At 38.2% G+C, this 16586-nt stretch carries 14 protein-coding genes and 1 tRNA gene; 7 read left to right on the plus strand and 8 right to left on the minus strand.

Going from position 1 to position 16586, the window contains the following annotated elements:
- Nucleotides 1-14: 14 nt before the first annotated feature.
- The 3 genes from AC23ME_RS07070 to AC23ME_RS07080 all read right to left on the minus strand — a co-directional run bounded on the left by AC23ME_RS07070 (nt 15) and on the right by AC23ME_RS07080 (nt 4292).
- Nucleotides 15-2414: a heavy metal translocating P-type ATPase gene (locus tag AC23ME_RS07070; protein ID WP_487727056.1), complete on the minus strand. Its 2400-nt coding sequence runs from the start codon at nt 2412-2414 to the stop codon at nt 15-17.
- Nucleotides 2415-2508: 94 nt separating this feature from the next.
- Nucleotides 2509-3855 carry an oxygen-independent coproporphyrinogen III oxidase gene (gene hemN / locus AC23ME_RS07075; RefSeq protein ID WP_487727057.1) on the minus strand — a complete coding sequence of 449 codons (1347 nt, stop codon included), beginning with the start codon at nt 3853-3855 and terminating at the stop codon, nt 2509-2511.
- Nucleotides 3855-4292, minus strand: coding sequence for a lactate dehydrogenase (locus AC23ME_RS07080; RefSeq protein WP_487727058.1), 438 nt, complete (start codon nt 4290-4292; stop codon nt 3855-3857). Before AC23ME_RS07080 ends, hemN begins: the two co-directional genes overlap by 1 nt.
- 199 nt (nt 4293-4491) lie before the next feature.
- Here AC23ME_RS07080 and AC23ME_RS07085 point away from each other — a divergent pair, with 199 nt between their 5' ends.
- Nucleotides 4492-4818, plus strand: a complete 327-nt coding sequence (locus tag AC23ME_RS07085; protein WP_487727059.1) for an ArsR/SmtB family transcription factor — start codon at nt 4492-4494, stop codon at nt 4816-4818.
- A gap of 63 nt (nt 4819-4881) precedes the next feature.
- The gene (locus AC23ME_RS07090; RefSeq protein ID WP_487727060.1) at nt 4882-5379 is read left to right on the plus strand and encodes an SRPBCC family protein; all 498 of its coding nucleotides are present in this window, start codon (nt 4882-4884) and stop codon (nt 5377-5379) included.
- A gap of 56 nt (nt 5380-5435) precedes the next feature.
- Here AC23ME_RS07090 and AC23ME_RS07095 read toward each other — a convergent pair.
- Nucleotides 5436-5509: transfer RNA gene (locus tag AC23ME_RS07095), tRNA-Ile, on the minus strand.
- Nucleotides 5510-5576: 67 nt separating this feature from the next.
- Here AC23ME_RS07095 and AC23ME_RS07100 point away from each other — a divergent pair.
- The 5 genes from AC23ME_RS07100 (at nt 5577) to AC23ME_RS07120 (ending at nt 9964) form a co-directional block, all read left to right on the plus strand.
- Entirely contained in the window at nt 5577-6212 is a 636-nt protein-coding gene (locus AC23ME_RS07100) for an HAD family hydrolase (RefSeq protein ID WP_487727061.1), read from the plus strand.
- A 27-nt stretch (nt 6213-6239) separates the two neighbouring features.
- The gene (locus AC23ME_RS07105) at nt 6240-6557 is read left to right on the plus strand and encodes an Mpo1-like protein (RefSeq protein ID WP_308849041.1); all 318 of its coding nucleotides are present in this window, start codon (nt 6240-6242) and stop codon (nt 6555-6557) included.
- A gap of 173 nt (nt 6558-6730) precedes the next feature.
- On the plus strand, nt 6731-9007 hold the full coding sequence (gene katG, locus AC23ME_RS07110) for a catalase/peroxidase HPI (protein WP_487727062.1): 2277 nt from the start codon (nt 6731-6733) through the stop codon (nt 9005-9007).
- A gap of 424 nt (nt 9008-9431) precedes the next feature.
- A complete protein-coding gene (locus tag AC23ME_RS07115; protein ID WP_487727063.1) occupies nt 9432-9824 on the plus strand; it encodes a GreA/GreB family elongation factor in 393 nt (130 codons plus the stop codon).
- A gap of 17 nt (nt 9825-9841) precedes the next feature.
- Entirely contained in the window at nt 9842-9964 is a 123-nt protein-coding gene (locus AC23ME_RS07120) for an alanyl-tRNA synthetase (RefSeq protein WP_487727064.1), read from the plus strand.
- Nucleotides 9965-10092: 128 nt separating this feature from the next.
- Here the strand turns inward: AC23ME_RS07120 and AC23ME_RS07125 are convergent, their stop codons facing one another.
- The 4 genes from AC23ME_RS07125 to AC23ME_RS07140 are packed head-to-tail and all read right to left on the minus strand — an operon-like array spanning nt 10093 to nt 16583.
- On the minus strand, nt 10093-11853 hold the full coding sequence (locus tag AC23ME_RS07125) for a hypothetical protein (protein ID WP_487727065.1): 1761 nt from the start codon (nt 11851-11853) through the stop codon (nt 10093-10095).
- A 20-nt stretch (nt 11854-11873) separates the two neighbouring features.
- The gene (locus tag AC23ME_RS07130) at nt 11874-14666 is read right to left on the minus strand and encodes a M16 family metallopeptidase (protein WP_487727066.1); all 2793 of its coding nucleotides are present in this window, start codon (nt 14664-14666) and stop codon (nt 11874-11876) included.
- Between the two features lie 2 nt (nt 14667-14668).
- Nucleotides 14669-15127, minus strand: coding sequence for a hypothetical protein (locus AC23ME_RS07135; RefSeq protein ID WP_487727067.1), 459 nt, complete (start codon nt 15125-15127; stop codon nt 14669-14671).
- 1 nt (nt 15128) lies between these two features.
- Complete coding sequence (locus tag AC23ME_RS07140) at nt 15129-16583, minus strand: RagB/SusD family nutrient uptake outer membrane protein (RefSeq protein ID WP_487727068.1); 1455 nt, start codon at nt 16581-16583, stop codon at nt 15129-15131.
- Nucleotides 16584-16586 lie beyond the last annotated feature (3 nt).

A 16586-nucleotide genomic window follows, 5' to 3' on the forward strand; every position in this document is an offset into this window, starting at 1 on the left:
TTAACTGAAAACTGTTAACTGCGCAATCCGTTCCTCCTTGCAAAATACCTTGTCGCCAAACTCGTAAAACTGATGATGGTAATGGTGCTTATCGGCATTAAAATAGCGGCAACTAAGGGATATAAAGTTCCTTGCACTGCGTAATACACTCCTATCAAATTATAAGAAGTAGCTATAGCAAAGCTGATTTTTATCGTGGTTAATCCATCCTTACTTAATTGGATGAAATTTGGCAACAATCCTAAAGAACTACCGCTCATAATGGCATCGCAGCCCGGTGTAAAATTGTTGATGTTATCTGTAATAGCCACACCGAAATTAGCCTGCTTTAAAGCTCCAGCATCATTTAAACCATCGCCCAACATCATTACCTTTTTGTCCCTAGCTTGTAAGGCTTTTATGGCCTCCAACTTTTGAACGGGACTTTGGTTAAACAAAATTGACGTTGAAGGCTTAAATACCGACTTCAACATCTGCTCGTCTTTATTGGTATCTCCAGAAAGTACTTTTAGGTCATAATCTTCATTTAAATGATTAATTAAGGGCTCAATACCTTCTCTCCACTGTTGATCTACAGAAAAGCAGCCCTTGTAAGCTTCGTCTATCATAATGTGTACGCCACCATTTTCTTTGTCCTTTGCTGCCGCGATTTCGAATGGTAGACCACGTTTACTTCCAGCGTAAATCATCCTTCCATTTACCACACCCATAATACCTTTGCCCACCACTTCGTTGTATTTGGCTATACTGTAAATCTTACTCGGATTTAGCGCTTTTAGCACTTGTCTGCTCAGCGGATGTGATGAATTGTAAAGCAATGAGGCTACCAATAACTTCTCTCCAGGCGTTAAATTTCCCTCAAAGCTAATTTCTGAATGATGTGTACTGGTCAGTGTTCCGGTTTTATCGAAAACCACCGTGTCTAAATCTGCCAATTGCTCAACAGCATCTGTGTTTTTTACGTAGAAACCTTTTTTATCGAATACCGAAAGAATAGCGGACAACGTAAATGGCGTACTTAAAGCCAATACGCAAGGGCAAGCCACAATCACTACTGCGGTAAATGCCGACCAAGCTTTTGCATGATCACCCATCCACAACCAATAACCTGTAGAAGCAAACGCAACTACAAACACGCCGATACTGAAGTATTTGGCTATGCTATCATTAAAATTTCTCTTCTTGAAATCGGTTTTGTAGAATTCTTTATTCCACAAACCTGTTAAGTAACTTTGCGAAGCCTGCTTTACAACTTCCAGCTCAATAGCTTCACCCATTTGCCTTCCGCCAGCATATACGATCTCACCCAAAACCTTTTGCTGTGGCTCGGCTTCGCCAGTTACAAAACTCATGTCCAACCAAGCATCTCCCTTCATTAAGATAGCATCGGCTGGCACTAATTCGCCATTGCGTATCAATAGTCGATCCCCAACGACTATTTCGCTAATGGCTACCGGTTTTTCACGGTTATCTTTAAGGATAGTTATGGCAATTGGAAAATAAGAACGGTAATCCCTATCAAAAGAAATGTGATGATAGGTACGTTGTTTTACCCATTTGCCCATCAGCAACAGGAAAACCAATCCCGTTAGGGTATCTCCAAAACCTGGCCCTGTATTAAATATGGTTGAAATAGCAGTACGTACAAATAGTACTGCTATAATGAGTGCGAGCGGTGTATCTAGATTTATATGCTTTTGTTTTAAACTGGCAATGGCCGATGTAAAATATTCTCGACCACAATAAAATGTAACTGGAATACAAAATGCCAGGTTTAGCCATGCAAACAAGTACTGAAATTCTTTCTCAAATGCTGATAATCCGAAATATTCAGGAAAACTGAACAACATTACGTTGCCCATACAGAAACCAGCGATAGCAATTTTCCAAATCAGCTGTTTGTTGACCGAATTGCCTTTCTCCTTCACTACATCTTGTAGGCTAATTAATGGCTCGTAACCAATTTGGTTAAGTACTTCTACTACTTGCCTTAAGGATACTTTATCGTGCTTATAGCTTATAGTTACTTCTCTTTTTAGGAAATCTATGCGAGAACTAAAAATGGCTGGATTAATTTTATAAAGATGCTCTAACAACCAGATACAAGAGCTACAATGAATTGCAGGAATATAAAATGTGACTATTGAATTTTCTTTGTCTTTATAATTTATTAATTGAGCAATAATGGTTGGCTCATCTAAATATTCAAAATGTCCATCGTCTTTTATTCTTTGCCCTGGTGTATCGTTATATGCGTAATAGTTACACATGTTGTTTTCAGATAAAATCTGATATACACTTTGGCATCCTACGCAGCAAAAATCTTTCTCGTCGTAGCTTAGTTTTACAGCTGGCAATTTATCACCACAGTGGTAACATACTGAACTTTGATGGGTAACGGTTGAACTGCTCATATTCTGAGTTTATACAACCACATAGGCACATAGATTTTAGTATGAATCTATAACCAAATACATCCTATGTGTCTATGTGGTTAATTTATACTATCTAAATTGCTGCACTAAATAATTGGGTTTGTGGTTGCTGCTGCCATAATCTCTCGTCTAAAGCCATGCAAACATTGCGTAAGAAAGATTTACCTAAGGGCAGTATTTTTACTTCTTTATTTCTAATCGCAACCAACCTATCCTCAATCATAGGTTGCAAACGCTCAATTACTGTTGCTGGGATATCATCCATAAAGCAAGTTTCGTTCTGGCACATTAAATCGAGAATTTGTCTTCTAATGCGTAAATCGTCATTGCTTAATAAATGACCTTTTTGCACGGACAATTCGTCCGACAGGATAAGTTTTTTATATTCTTCTACGGTCTTTGCGTTCTGGGCAAAGGCTGTGCCACAGTCGCTAATGGAAGATACTCCAAGGCCTAACAAGATGTGAGTATGCTGATCGGTATACCCCATAAAGTTTCTATGTAATTTGTTCGCGTTGCTAGCAATATACAAACTATCAGTCTTTAAAGCAAAATGATCCATGCCTATTTCTTCATAACCAGCCGCCACCAACATTTCCCTCCCCCTTTGGTATAAAGCAAATTTTTCATCACCCTGCGGTATATCACTCTCGGTAAAATGGCGTTGACCAGCTTTAATCCAAGGCACATGTGCATAACTATAAAAGGCAATACGATCTGGTCTAAGCCTAATTACCTCATTAATTGTTTCAGTTAGGCCAACCATGTTTTGTCCAGGCAAACCATAAATTAGATCGTAGTTAATAGATTGATAACCTAAGCTTCTGGCAAGTTCAGTAATTGTTAAAACCTGTGCAGGTGTTTGGTAACGGTTAATCATAAACTGCACCTTCGGATCGAAATCTTGAATACCGAAGCTCACGCGTATAAAACCTAAGTTGTACAGCACCTGCAAATGATCTAGGGTAGTATTATCTGGATGTCCTTCGAAAGAACAAGCTGCCTCTTTATCAAAAGTTTCACCACCGGCTATTGTCTCTAATAAAGTTTTCAGGTTATCCGAACTAAAGAAAGTTGGTGTACCTCCACCTAAATGTATCTCTTTAATTTTAGGTCTTTCGCCCAATAACTTGCAATACATTTCCCATTCTTTTAACAGCGCATCAATATAAGGTAGTTCTACGCCGTGGTTTTTCGTAATACGAGTATTACAACCGCAATAAGTACACAAACTTTCGCAAAACGGCAAATGGATGTAAAGGCTAATTCCCTCATCCTTATGTTCGTTATAGGCTGCGACTAATTTATTTTTCCATTGTGTCGCACTAAAATTTTCATTATCCCAATATGGCACTGTTGGATAACTGGTATATCTAGGTGCTGCAATGTTATATTTACGTAACAGTTCGGCGGCTTCCATTAGTGTTTCTCCTCTTCTTTAGTGGTCTTTGCGCAATCGTTGGGGCAACAACAAGCTTTGCCTACACATTTTCCTGCAGCCCAGTTATCAAGATTTTTAACCACCTGCTGCATCCGCGGCATTACCCCTTCTTCACCTTGTTTAAAAGGCACATTCGCAATTTTAAAACCGGCAACTCCAGCTGCATTTAAATTAATATGTTCGGTTTCGAAAGATGAGGTAGCAATATATTTGATGCCCAAAGCCCTTAAACCCATAATAAGTTCCTCATTTAAAGGATCTTCATTAAACACAATTAACGCCTCTTTACCCTGCGCAAATGGCATGGTTTCCATACTTAAACTATTGGCTATAATAGTGATATCATGTTTCTTATGATTAGCCAACACCAAGCATTCTTTTTCTTCAGGTTTAATATTATAAGCAATAGCCTTCATGAAATCTTTTTATGTTTCACAAAACTAGCTAGCTAGCTATCCCTCAGAGTTGAGCGTAGTTATCCAAAAAAGTGATATTCGTCACATTTTTAGATCTTTCATTTCCTAGATGGCACACTAATAATTAATCTATTTCAAAATTTTTATTGCGAAACCAAATGGTTTCATTTATATTTGCAACCAATTAGTTGCTTTTATTATGAGAAGAGATGTATTTCAAGGCATTGCCGATCCAACACGTAGAGCTATTATTGCTTTAATTATGGCACAAAGTATGACACCCAATGCGTTGGCTACTCATTTTGATACCACGCGACAGGCCGTTTCTAAGCATTTGAGAATTTTAACGGAATGTGAGTTAATTAGTGCCAAACAAAATGGTAGAGAAATCTATTATCAACTTAATATCGATAAGATGAAGGAAGTAGACAAATGGTTAATTCAGTTTAGAAAACTATGGGAAGATCGTTTCGATAACTTGGATCAATATCTAGCGAAAGTTCAAAACGAAAGCAAAAATGGTTAATCTTAGAAATAACGAATGAAATAATAATCAATAATCAAATTATCATAACCTAAAACCACAAATATGAACACGAACTTAAAATTTGAATTTTCCGTAAACAAGGAAACCAAGACCGTGCACGTGCAAAGAGAATTTGCTGCAGATTTGGCTACCATTTGGAAAGCTTGGACTACCGCCGAGATATTAGATCAATGGTGGGCGCCAAAACCGTACAGAGCAGAAACGAAATCCTTAGATTTTAAGGTAGGCGGCTTTTGGCTTTATGCGATGGTTAGTCCAGAAAACGAGAAGCATTGGTGTAAAGCCGATTACAAAACTATTGCGGAAGAACAACATTTTTCTTACACAGATGCGTTCACTGATGAAAATGGTAACCTAACTGCCGAGTTCCCTGGTTCACATTGGACAAATACCTTTAGTGAAACAGGCGACAAAACTTTGGTAGACATTGTAATTAAACACGACACTTTAGCGGACTTAGAAAAGATTATAGAAATGGGCTTTAAGGAAGGATTTACCGCCGGGTTAAACAACTTAGACGAAGTATTAGCTGCACAATAAATAGCTCTTCAACAAAAAAAAAGCCACTTCAAACTAGTTGAAATGGCTTTTTTTTGTGGGCCCAGCTGGGCTCGAACCAGCGACCAAAAGATTATGAGTCTTCTACTCTAACCAACTGAGCTATAGGCCCTGCTAAAACGTATGTTGTTTTTGCGAGTGCAATGTTACATATTTGCAACGAATTTTGGAAACACTCAATGGAAAAAATTAAAAATATTATTTTCGATTATGGTAACGTAATCTTCGCTATAGACTTTTTACGAACGCAAAATGCTCTTTCACAATTAGGTATTCCTAATGTAAACGAATTCTTTGCACATAAAGGTCACAATCAATTATTTGATGATTTTGAAACTGGCAGCATCTCCCCTGCCCAGTTTAGAGATGGCATTAGAAAGGTTGCCGATAAATTAGACCTTACCGATCAACAAATAGACGATGCTTGGAATAGCCTGCTATTAGGTGTTTCTGGTAATAACCACGATGTATTATTGGAAGTAAAACAGAAATATCGCACCTTTCTATTAAGCAACAACAACAAAATCCACTATGATTGGATTATTGCTTATTTGCAAAAAGATTTCGGTTTTAATAACTACGACGATTTTTTCGAACGAGCCTACTTCTCACAAGATACTACGATGCGCAAACCTAATGTTGAGATCTTTGAGATGGTATTGAACGAAAACAATCTAAATCCTGAAGAAACAGTATTTATTGATGACAGTCCACAGCATATTGAAGGTGCTAAAAAAGCCGGTTTAAATACTTTACTTATGGACGTTCATCCAGAAAAACTGCGTGATTTTTTAACACATCACCGATTATTATAACTAATTTTAAGGGTAATTCAGAAGCGTATGAGCACTAAAAAATACAAATCTCTACAAGAGTTTTACCCCTTTTATCTTAGCGAACACCAAAATACAACAAGTAGAGTGCTTCATTTTATTGGAACAGCTTTGGTTGTGATCTCCTTAATTGGTGGAATTTTATTTCACGATCTGCGTTTCCTTATTGCTATTCCCTTTTTAGGCTACGGTTTTGCTTGGGTTGGTCATTTCTTCTTTGAAAAAAATAAACCTGCAACTTTTCAATATCCTGCGTACAGCTTAGCTAGCGATTTTATGCTGTTTTGGGATTTACTTAACGGTAAACAATCTTTTAAGGTAAAATAGCTTCTACCTATCTACCTATAGATAAAAGCACTTTGACATCCTCCTTGATCTCTCGTACCTTTAATCGTCAAATGGTATGGGCATGACAAACAAAACCAACATAAAAATGTCTTTTCAATAGCAATATGCGATTGGAAAATACCATACATCGTTAACTAAAAAATTAATAAAGCATGGAAAACAACTCTCAAGACATCAGCAAGTGCCCATTTCACAATGGCAGTATGAAAAGCAACGTTGGTGGAAGCGGCACTAGAAATCGCGACTGGTGGCCAAAACAACTTAAGTTAAATATCTTGCGTCAGCACTCTTCTTTATCTAACCCAATGGGAGATAATTTCGACTATGCGGAGGCTTTCAAAAGTTTAGATTACGAAGGTTTAAAGAAAGATTTACATGCTTTGATGACTGATTCGCAAGATTGGTGGCCAGCAGATTTTGGTCACTATGGTGGTTTATTCATTCGTATGGCGTGGCACAGTGCAGGCACTTATCGTGTAGGCGATGGTCGCGGTGGCGCCGGACAAGGGCAACAACGTTTTGCGCCGCTAAATAGCTGGCCAGATAACGTAAGTTTAGATAAAGCTCGCAGGTTGCTTTGGCCTATCAAACAAAAATACGGCAACAAAATATCTTGGGCAGATTTAATGATCTTAACAGGAAACGTAGCTTTAGAGTCGATGGGATTTGAAACTTTTGGTTTTGCCGGTGGTCGTGAAGATGTATGGGAAGCAAGCGAGGATGTTTATTGGGGTTCGGAAACTACGTGGCTCGGTAACGAAGAACGCTATTCTAGCGGAGCTGAGGGGGTTGGCGGTCGTGGCGTACTCGTTTCTGACGACGATGCTGATGGTCAAAAGCATTCACACGATTTGGAAAAGCCACTTGCGGCAGCGCACATGGGTTTAATTTACGTAAATCCAGAAGGACCTAACGGAAACCCAGACCCTATCGCAGCAGCTAAAGATATAAGGGAAACTTTTGCCCGTATGGCTATGGATGATGAAGAAACTGTTGCTTTGATTGCTGGAGGGCATACTTTTGGTAAAACTCACGGTGCAGCTTCTTCAGACCATGTAGGCAAAGAACCGGAAGCTGAAGGTTTAGAGGCCCAAGGTTTTGGTTGGAACAATAACTTTGGTAGCGGAAAAGGATCTGACACCATCACCAGCGGTTTAGAGGTTACCTGGACAACAACACCAACGAAATGGAGCAACAATTTTTTTGAAAATTTGTTCGCTTTTGAATGGGAACTGACCAAAAGTCCAGGTGGTGCGCACCAATGGGTAGCTAAAACAGATCAGGAAATTATTCCAGATGCTTTTGATCCTACTAAAAAGCACAAACCAACCATGCTTACCACCGACCTTTCTTTAAGGTTTGACCCTGCTTATGAAAAGATTTCGAGACGCTTTTTAGAAAACCCTGATGCTTTTGCAGATGCTTTTGCTCGTGCGTGGTTCAAATTAACACATCGTGATATGGGACCAAAAGCTCGCTATCTTGGTCCAGAAGTACCGAAAGAAGAACTAATTTGGCAAGACCCTGTTCCTGCGGTAGATCACCCTTTGGTTGATAAAAATGATATTGAAACCTTAAAGTCGAATATACTTGCCGCTGGATTGACTGTTGGGCAATTAGTTTCAACCGCTTGGGCTTCAGCTTCTACTTTTCGTGGTGGCGATAAACGTGGTGGCGCAAATGGTGCCCGCATTCGTTTAACTCCTCAAAGATATTGGCAAGCTAATAATCCAGCGCAGCTAGATAAAGTTTTAAGTGCTTTAGAAAGAGTGCAAAAACAATTTAATGATAGTCAAAGCAATGGCAAAAAAGTTTCCATCGCTGATTTAATTGTATTAGCGGGTGTAGCGGCCATTGAAAAAGCAGCTAAAGATGCGGGACTGAATAACATTGAAGTTCCTTTCGCTCCAGGGCGTACAGATGCTTCTCAAGACCAAACAGAGGTGGCATCTTTTGCTTTTATGGAACCAGTTGCTGATGGTTTCCGTAATTATAAAAAAGGGCGCAGCGTAGCTTCTACAGAAGAATTATTAGTAGATAAAGCTCAATTACTAACATTGACAGCACCAGAATTAACTGTTCTGGTTGGTGGATTGCGAGCTCTAAATGCAAATTATGACGGTTCAAATCATGGTGTGTTAACGCAAACTCCTGGGCAGCTAACTAACGATTTCTTTGTTAATTTGTTGGATATGCGCACTGCTTGGAAAGCTACTGGGCAGGATAAAGAGCTGTACGAAGGGCAAGATCGTCAAACTGGAGTTGCCAAATGGACAGCTACCCGTGCCGATTTGGTTTTTGGATCTAATGCGGAGCTAAGAGCTATCGCTGAAGTTTATGCCGGCGCAGATGCAAAAGAAAAATTTGCAAATGATTTTGTGGCAGCTTGGAACAAAGTGATGAATTTAGACCGATTTGATTTGGTTTAATTAGCTTTTTAACAATACTACATGTCATTCTGAGCGCAACGAAGAATCTAATTACTCGATAGAATCCTCGCTCCTCGGAATGACATTTTTTAGTCCCGCAATTGTAACAATCCCTTTTAAATTTGCTTTTCTCGAATAACAAAGTCATCTTTGTTAGAATGAACAAATGCACAACATCAGTAAAAAATCCTATCTTCTTAAAAAAGGAGAAGGAGATTGTATTGCCTTGTGTTCTTAATTCAACGCTATTCATTAGCACCTCTATAAATCCAATTGCTTTAAATCAAAGCAAGGATTTTATTAACTAAACCCCGATTTCAGCACTTTTCTTTTTAAGATCTCGGGGAATAACCACCTACGATTTTTAATTCTATGCCTTCACGTGAAAACGTATAGGCTTTTTATTTATTTAATTTTCATTCAAATGGAAACGAAATCAATCTTATTATCTAAAAGCGACTACAAATTTTTAAATGAACATCTTGAAAAAGCTGTGATGAGCGACTACAACAAATCTCGATTGAGAGAAGAAGTAAAAAATGCAAAAATCTTTGACGATGATGCCCTACCAGAGGATGTGGTTTCTCTTTATACGGAAGCCAAAATAGAGAGTACTGATAACCGTCAGACTTTTGTATTTAAACTGGTTTTACCTAAAGACGCTAATATAAAACAGCAAAAAGTATCTATCTTTGCGCCTATCAGCATTGCATTGTGGGGTTACCAAACTGGTGATTTAATTAATTGGGAAATGCCCGATGGAATTAAAGAGTTTAAAATCATCTCTGTAAGAAAACTTACTGAAGATGAGCATTGAGATCTAGAAACTAAGTTATGAAGGCAGAACGAGCAGAAAAGCTAAAAAAATGGATTAAAAAGCTTGGCTTTTGGGGTTTTATGTTTTTCTTGGTGAAAGGCTTGGTTTGGTTGGCTGTAGGATATTTTATTGTAAAGTAATAAAAAAGAGCAAGGAAAAAGATCAATTATGTATCTGTTTTCCTCGCTCTTCAGCAAATCACACTCCAAATCTTTATTTAAAAGTATAATCTAGAAACTCCATTAATTTCCTTCAAAACAGAAGTTTATCAAGGAATATCATATTTATAAAGCTTTAGTTTCCCATCGGTTACTGTAGCGATGTACGGAATACCCTCTTCAGATATACGCATTGTAATTTTATCCGGAACTCCTGGCTGTAGCACTTTTGCTGCATTCCAGTTTTGCGTATTGCTATTAAACGTCTGTACCTTTAAACCATTGGCATCGCCGTGCGCAAAATAAAGCGTGCCGTTTGGATGTATAGCTAAAGCAATGTTATCTCTTTGTGCGTTCGAAGTTGCGGTATGGCTAATCGCATCACCAATTTGTCGCCAAGAAGTACCATTGTACCTCATCACATAAGACATTTTGTTCGTAGTAGCTTGCGATTGAAATACCATATACACTTCGCCATTTTCAGAAGCATCAACATCCATCACAGCAGCACCCACAACCGATGCGTCAGGAGATACCATTGCAGTTCCAACTACTTCCCAACCTAATGATGTTTCGTTTAACCTATAGATGGTCGGCTTTCTAGTCGTAGAAATTCCGTCCATTACGGCATAGTAAACCCTGTTGTCTCTTCCCTTTCTAATTCTAGTATACAATGTAGCCGGAGAAGCATCGAGAGGTCTTAACAACCAACTATTATTAGTAAACAATGCTGATTGTGTAGACCTATTGGCTACGCCTCCTTCGGCCCTTGCAGCTGCATAGCCAAGTACCGGTATACCATTTCGAGTAGTTGCGATATGCAGGTAATTTGTGCGCTGTGCGGTTGCCTGAGGTCTTGTTACAAACGACCATTTTCCATCGCTATACTTTTGTACTGAAGCGTATTGTACCGAATCGCCTAATGTTGTGTAATCTTTGTAGGCAGCATACAAAGTACCATTATCGTCTGCTGCAATACCAACTGTCTCAACTCTTCCCAAAGAAACACCCTGAGGATCACCTACAAAACTCCATGTTGTACCATTATAAGACGAAACCACTGCTTTTCTTGTACCATCGCCATCAGAAGAGCCTCTGCTAAATATAATTACTGGATTGTTTGTTATAGGATTAATTGTCAAGTTAACTTCTGACACCGCATATCCAGAGATATTTGCTGAAACAATGTCATTCCATTCTGGAGCCGTTAAGCGTCCAACAGAAACCACAAATTCTTCTGGCACAGTTGTTTCTGTATCAGTAACTTGATAGGTAACGTCTGTAGTAAAATTGTTTACAGTTTGACCGCTGGTTTGGGTTTGCGCCCCTACCTTAACTACCGCACCTGTGGTGGTCACAAAACGTGCTACAAGTTTAGATACATCTGCGTCGGCAGGTACATTAACCTGAATTTTAAGACCGTTAAGTTCACCTTCATAGTTCTTGAATAACAACCCATCATTATCTTCTGCATAAAACCCAAATTTAACAATAGCTGCGTTACGCAATGCATGAACGTTGACCATCCCCATATCATTTGGAGTTGCAATTCGATATTGAACCGTATCGATTAAATCAACAGGCGTAACACCACTCTGCTGTACATTTTTCCCGATGTACACAATAGCCTGATCATCTACAGTGAACGATGCGATAGCGCTGTTAATATTTACCGAATTTGGAATACGGATATAAACATTAGAGCCATCTACAACGCCTTTAACCTGTTTCGCTAAACCAGGATTTGATGAAGGCTCTAATGTATAGCTGCTAAATACAGCCTTTCCCTGATAGCCTATTTCATACTTCTTACAAGCTGAGAAACTAAGGCAGATTGTAGAAAGAAAAAATAAATAAATTGCTTGCTTCATAATTTCTGTTTTTTTGATTTTTATTTATCCTCAGGAGCAAGTACCGCAGTAACCTTTGTTCCCTGAAGAAGTAATTTTTTAATTGCTTGGCTGATATCTTTACTTTGAATTTTGTTTACCATTTCTGGATAATTGGTAAAAAGCGACCAATCTTTGAAACGATAATAAATATGGTTTCTAAGTTCTGCACTCCAAAAAGTCTCTTTGTCCTTCTGCTTTTCGTAAGTAACAATCAATTGCTTCTTAATATTTTCGAGCTCTTTCTCTATGTAAGCAGGATTTTTAGCTACTAAATCTATTTCGCTGTTTGCCTGTTTAACAAGAAATTCTCTTTTTTCTGGTGCGCAAGTAAAACCAATACGAGCACGTAATAGTGTAGACGGAATTGAGGTTGCACTTACATTAACAGACACACCATAAACTCCAGAGTTTTTTTCTCTAAGATTTTCCCTAAGCTTTACTTTAAGGATTTCCTGAATAATTTCATACTTTATTATTTCAGGATAATCGTTAACAACATTATTATTCTGAAAGATGATATTTACCGTAGCCCTATCTGTTTCGCCCGCTTTCATAATGATGTCTGCATTCTCTCCAATAGGTAAAGGCTTAGCCTTATTACTTTCTAAGAGCTGATTTGAGGGTAAACCGCCTAAATAAGTCGTGATATATTTTTCAACCGCATCCAGCTCAACATCTCCAATAATTACAAACTCGAAACCCTTAGCCGAACTAAACCGCTTATTGTAGGTCGGTAAAATCTTACTTAAAACAAGATTGTTAGAAATTTTACTTTCATCAATCTCCTCGTTTTCTTCGCCAGATAATTTTTGACTTATTAACCTATTATACTGACTAGTAATTGAATTTTCCTTGTTTTTAATGCTCTCCAGTGCCTTTCTTTTCTGCAACTCGAAAACATCATTATCTACACGAGGTTCCGTCCACTTTAGATATAGCAATTCAAACATTGTTTTCATGTCTTTCACACTAGAACTTGCAGCTAAACCTTCTCTGTATTTGGATAATACCATCATTGCCGTTGCACTATTGCCTATCAAATATTTCGACAATGCTCTTCGTGAAAACTTACCTGCGCCGCTTGCCGCTATGATACTTTGGGCAAAAGAAGCGTTAACAAAATCACTAGAATCTAAAACACTGTATCCTCCTTGTCTAAATCCCGTAAGCTGGATATGATCTTTACGTCCCTTACTTTGTTTCAAGTACACAGTTGTTTGGTTCGATAACTCCCATTTATGTAAATCAATTTCGGCAATGTACTCCTTCTTTACTACTTTGGAAGGTATAGGGGCAGAAGTTAATAGCTTATCAGGTACTATTTCATTGTCAGACCAACGCTCTAGATTAAGCTTTGAAATACTGTCTTGCCATAACTGTAGCTGATTTTGACCAGGAAGAGAGTTTTTCAAGCGCTCTGGACCCGTTAACATCACCACTGTATTTCCTGGCTTATTTATCCCTCCAATAAACGACATGATTGTAAGCGAATCGATGCTGCTTTGTAACTGCTTGCGTAAAGCATTTCTTTGTTCAGCGTTTACAACTGTATTCCCGTTAAAAAAATCATCCTTTAGTGCATCAATAACTGTTAAAGCATTAATCTTACTGTTTTGCGCAACTCTATTTAACTGCGCCAAATAGTCTTTACGGTAATCCGAAATCTCTTCTGATGTGAAACCATACTTCAAAATTCTTTGCTGCTCGGCGATGTAATTTTTAATTCCAGCTTCGATATCATTTTCAAATAAAGAGGCACCTCCTAGCGAGACGTCGATATTTGGCATTAAATCGATACAAGACATTGATCCTGATTTAAAAACACTATTGCGCTGAGACAACCTTTCAAATCTTTTTTTAGACAAACCGTTGAAAAAGCTACGTACAAGTTGTGCCTTAAACTTCTCTACCGAATTAATTTGAGAGAGTGCAGGCAACTTGGTGATGTACGAATAGTCAATATCATTTTCCTCCTTATCGGTTGCAATACTGTACAATGTATCTTTGTGCTTAGGTAAATTATAAACTATTCGCTCTTCTGCTTTTTTTGGATTTTTAGCTGTACCAAACTGAGCTTTGATATACTTTTCAATATCCTTTGCATTTTGATTAGATACAATTGCAATTGCCAATAAATTTGGTCGATACCATTGATGATAAAAGTCTTTTAACTCAGCATGCTTGAAATTTCTAAGTATCTCTAAAGTTCCAATTGGTTTACGCTCGGCATATCTTGACTGATGGAAAATCAACGGTAAATACTGTTCTGAGAGTCTCGCCGAAGCCCCTTGTTTTGTCCTCCACTCTTCTATTACCACTCCCCGCTCCTTTTCTATCTCAAGGCTATCGAAAGAAAGCTCAAATGCCCAATCTGCAATGATGTCAATACTGGTTTCTAATTGTTTCAAATTAGAGGTATTAACCGCGATTTTATAAGCTGTCTGATCATAGCTGGTATAGGCGTTAAGGTCTGCACCGAATTTTACACCTAAAGATTCAAGGTAAGTAATGACCTCATTTTTAGGATAATTCTTACTGCCGTTAAACGCCATGTGTTCTACAAAATGGGCCAATCCGCGTTGCGAATCTTTTTCTTGCAGTGCGCCAGCTTTTACAAAAAGTTGAATAGAACTTTGATTGTCATTAGAACCACCAGGATAGATGTAATAGGTCAAACCATTTTTAAGCACTCCCTTAATCAGTTTTTCATCTTGTACAAGATGTTGCCCCGCAACAGGAATGCTCAGGATAACGAGTAGGATACTAAACAGATATGTTTGTAGTTGCTTCATTACTAAAATTTAACAATCGTAAGTTTAGATTGTAAACCATCTGGGCCCGGCATACCTATCGTATAGTTCTTGTTATTTTTTACGAGTTTAATCACCAAAGAATTGTCTTTTGCAGCATCCACAGGATTAGACAACCAACGAATAGCAATAGGCGCCTCTACAATTCCTGGTAAAAACTCTAACTGACGCTTGCTGCTAACGATTTGGAAATCCACGCCTTCCTTTAAACCCGTTCCAACTACAAAGTCATAGTCGAGTGCCATTGTTTCAAATTGACGTTTTCCGCTAAAATATACTTTATATTCTACTACCTCACTTCTATCGCTGGCCACCCTAACCGTACTATTATTATTTACGTTAATATAAAAGAATGGATTATCGTAAGGAGTAGTGGTATCTTTATTACATGCTGAAAATGCAAATACGGCCAACAGCAAACAATATAATTTAATAAATTTCATACTATAGAGGATTTTGTTTGATTAAAGGATTAGCTAGAATTTCCATCTCTGGGATTGGAAGCACAAACTTATTATTAGGATAGGTCAAAGTACATGTAGTTGAATTACACTCTGTCCTAGTTAGGTTATCTTTATAACGCATAATATCGAAAATACGTTGGTTCTCGAAACCTAACTCCTTACGTCTTTCCAACTTAATTTGTTGCAATAGCGCAGCTGGGTCATTAGTTGGCAAGTTAATGATTGATGCAGCTACATCGTAAGCCCTCGCACGTACCGACTTGATATTGTTGGCAGCAGATTCGTATTGTTGCTTATGGTAATAAGCTTCAGCAAGGTTAAGGTAAATCTCTGCCGATCTGAACATTTTAAAGTTTACAGGCCAATTTACACGTGCCACTTCATCTGCTTTTCCATACTTTAACGTATAAAACATATTTGCGTTACGTGGATTTACCTTAAACTGTTGAGATCTGATATCACTAGCCTCAAACAAAGCTCTGTAACTAGCATGCGGATAAACATAAAAACTCTCAGGGTTTGAAAAGATATCTGTTAAATACGTTGTTGCAGTTAAATTTAAATTAAGCTGCCATACTACCTCAGGACTAATAAGCTCAGGATTAACCCTTTGCTGTTCAGCTATAAACATATTCATGTAGTTTGAAGCAGAAGTTAATGGATATCTATTTTTAAGCTCTGGCTTTTCTAACAAGCCAATTACAGCATCCCAATCTTGCATATACAGGTAAACTCTAGATAAAAGTGCTGTAGCGGCATCTGCAGAAGCATAGATTTTACTCTTCGAAGTCCTTCCTGAAAGTATAGTTTGTGCTTCTTTAAGATCAGCTATTATTCTTGCATAAGTTTCCTTTAAAGTAGACCTAGCCGTTGTAACTCCAGGTAGTGGTGTTTTTGTGAAAATTGGCACACCAAGGTGGCTCGCATCGGGCGTATATGCATAGGTTTGGCTATATACATTAGCTAAATCAAAAAAACACATGGCTCTAAGAACCAATGCCTCACCATAAATACGATCAATATCTACTTTGGAACCTGGAAAGCTCTCCAAGAGACCAGCCCTAGACTCGATTACATTATTAACGTTGTTTAAGGTTTCATAAATATTCCCCCAAATTATCCTTACCGCACTGAGGTCGGCAGTCGGGTCGCTTTCATAATTGTATTCAGCTAAAACGCCTCCACCTAAAGTTTGATTAAGCAAAACGTTGTCTGCACGCAAATCTCCATACAAACCATATTGAGAAAGATGGTATTTAGCGAATAGGCTATAACTTCCCACCATAGCAGAAGTGTAGCCTTCTACATTTGTAAACAGCTTTTCCCCAGTAAGTGAGCCAACAGGCTCTATATCTAAAAAAGATTTACAGCTACTGATGATTAGTAAAGCACAAACAAGTACCGTACGTATCAATTTATGTAATATTTTGTTCATTGT

Source organism: Pedobacter sp. T50_32 (assembly GCF_057652195.1).

Bases quoted from the DNA above. Each gene is read 5' to 3' on its own strand.
- AC23ME_RS07100 (WP_487727061.1), top strand. From the start codon at position 5,577: ATGGAAAAAATTAAAAATATTATTTTCGATTATGGTAACGTAATCTTC.
- hemN (WP_487727057.1), bottom strand. From the start codon at position 3,855: ATGGAAGCCGCCGAACTGTTACGTAAATATAACATTGCAGCACCTAGA.
- AC23ME_RS07140 (WP_487727068.1), bottom strand. From the start codon at position 16,583: ATGAACAAAATATTACATAAATTGATACGTACGGTACTTGTTTGTGCT.
- AC23ME_RS07085 (WP_487727059.1), top strand. From the start codon at position 4,492: ATGAGAAGAGATGTATTTCAAGGCATTGCCGATCCAACACGTAGAGCT.
- AC23ME_RS07125 (WP_487727065.1), bottom strand. From the start codon at position 11,853: ATGAAGCAAGCAATTTATTTATTTTTTCTTTCTACAATCTGCCTTAGT.
- AC23ME_RS07120 (WP_487727064.1), top strand. From the start codon at position 9,842: ATGAAGGCAGAACGAGCAGAAAAGCTAAAAAAATGGATTAAAAAGCTT.
- AC23ME_RS07070 (WP_487727056.1), bottom strand. From the start codon at position 2,414: ATGAGCAGTTCAACCGTTACCCATCAAAGTTCAGTATGTTACCACTGT.
- AC23ME_RS07090 (WP_487727060.1), top strand. From the start codon at position 4,882: ATGAACACGAACTTAAAATTTGAATTTTCCGTAAACAAGGAAACCAAG.
- AC23ME_RS07115 (WP_487727063.1), top strand. From the start codon at position 9,432: ATGGAAACGAAATCAATCTTATTATCTAAAAGCGACTACAAATTTTTA.
- katG (WP_487727062.1), top strand. From the start codon at position 6,731: ATGGAAAACAACTCTCAAGACATCAGCAAGTGCCCATTTCACAATGGC.
- AC23ME_RS07105 (WP_308849041.1), top strand. From the start codon at position 6,240: ATGAGCACTAAAAAATACAAATCTCTACAAGAGTTTTACCCCTTTTAT.
- AC23ME_RS07135 (WP_487727067.1), bottom strand. From the start codon at position 15,127: ATGAAATTTATTAAATTATATTGTTTGCTGTTGGCCGTATTTGCATTT.
- AC23ME_RS07080 (WP_487727058.1), bottom strand. From the start codon at position 4,292: ATGAAGGCTATTGCTTATAATATTAAACCTGAAGAAAAAGAATGCTTG.
- AC23ME_RS07130 (WP_487727066.1), bottom strand. From the start codon at position 14,666: ATGAAGCAACTACAAACATATCTGTTTAGTATCCTACTCGTTATCCTG.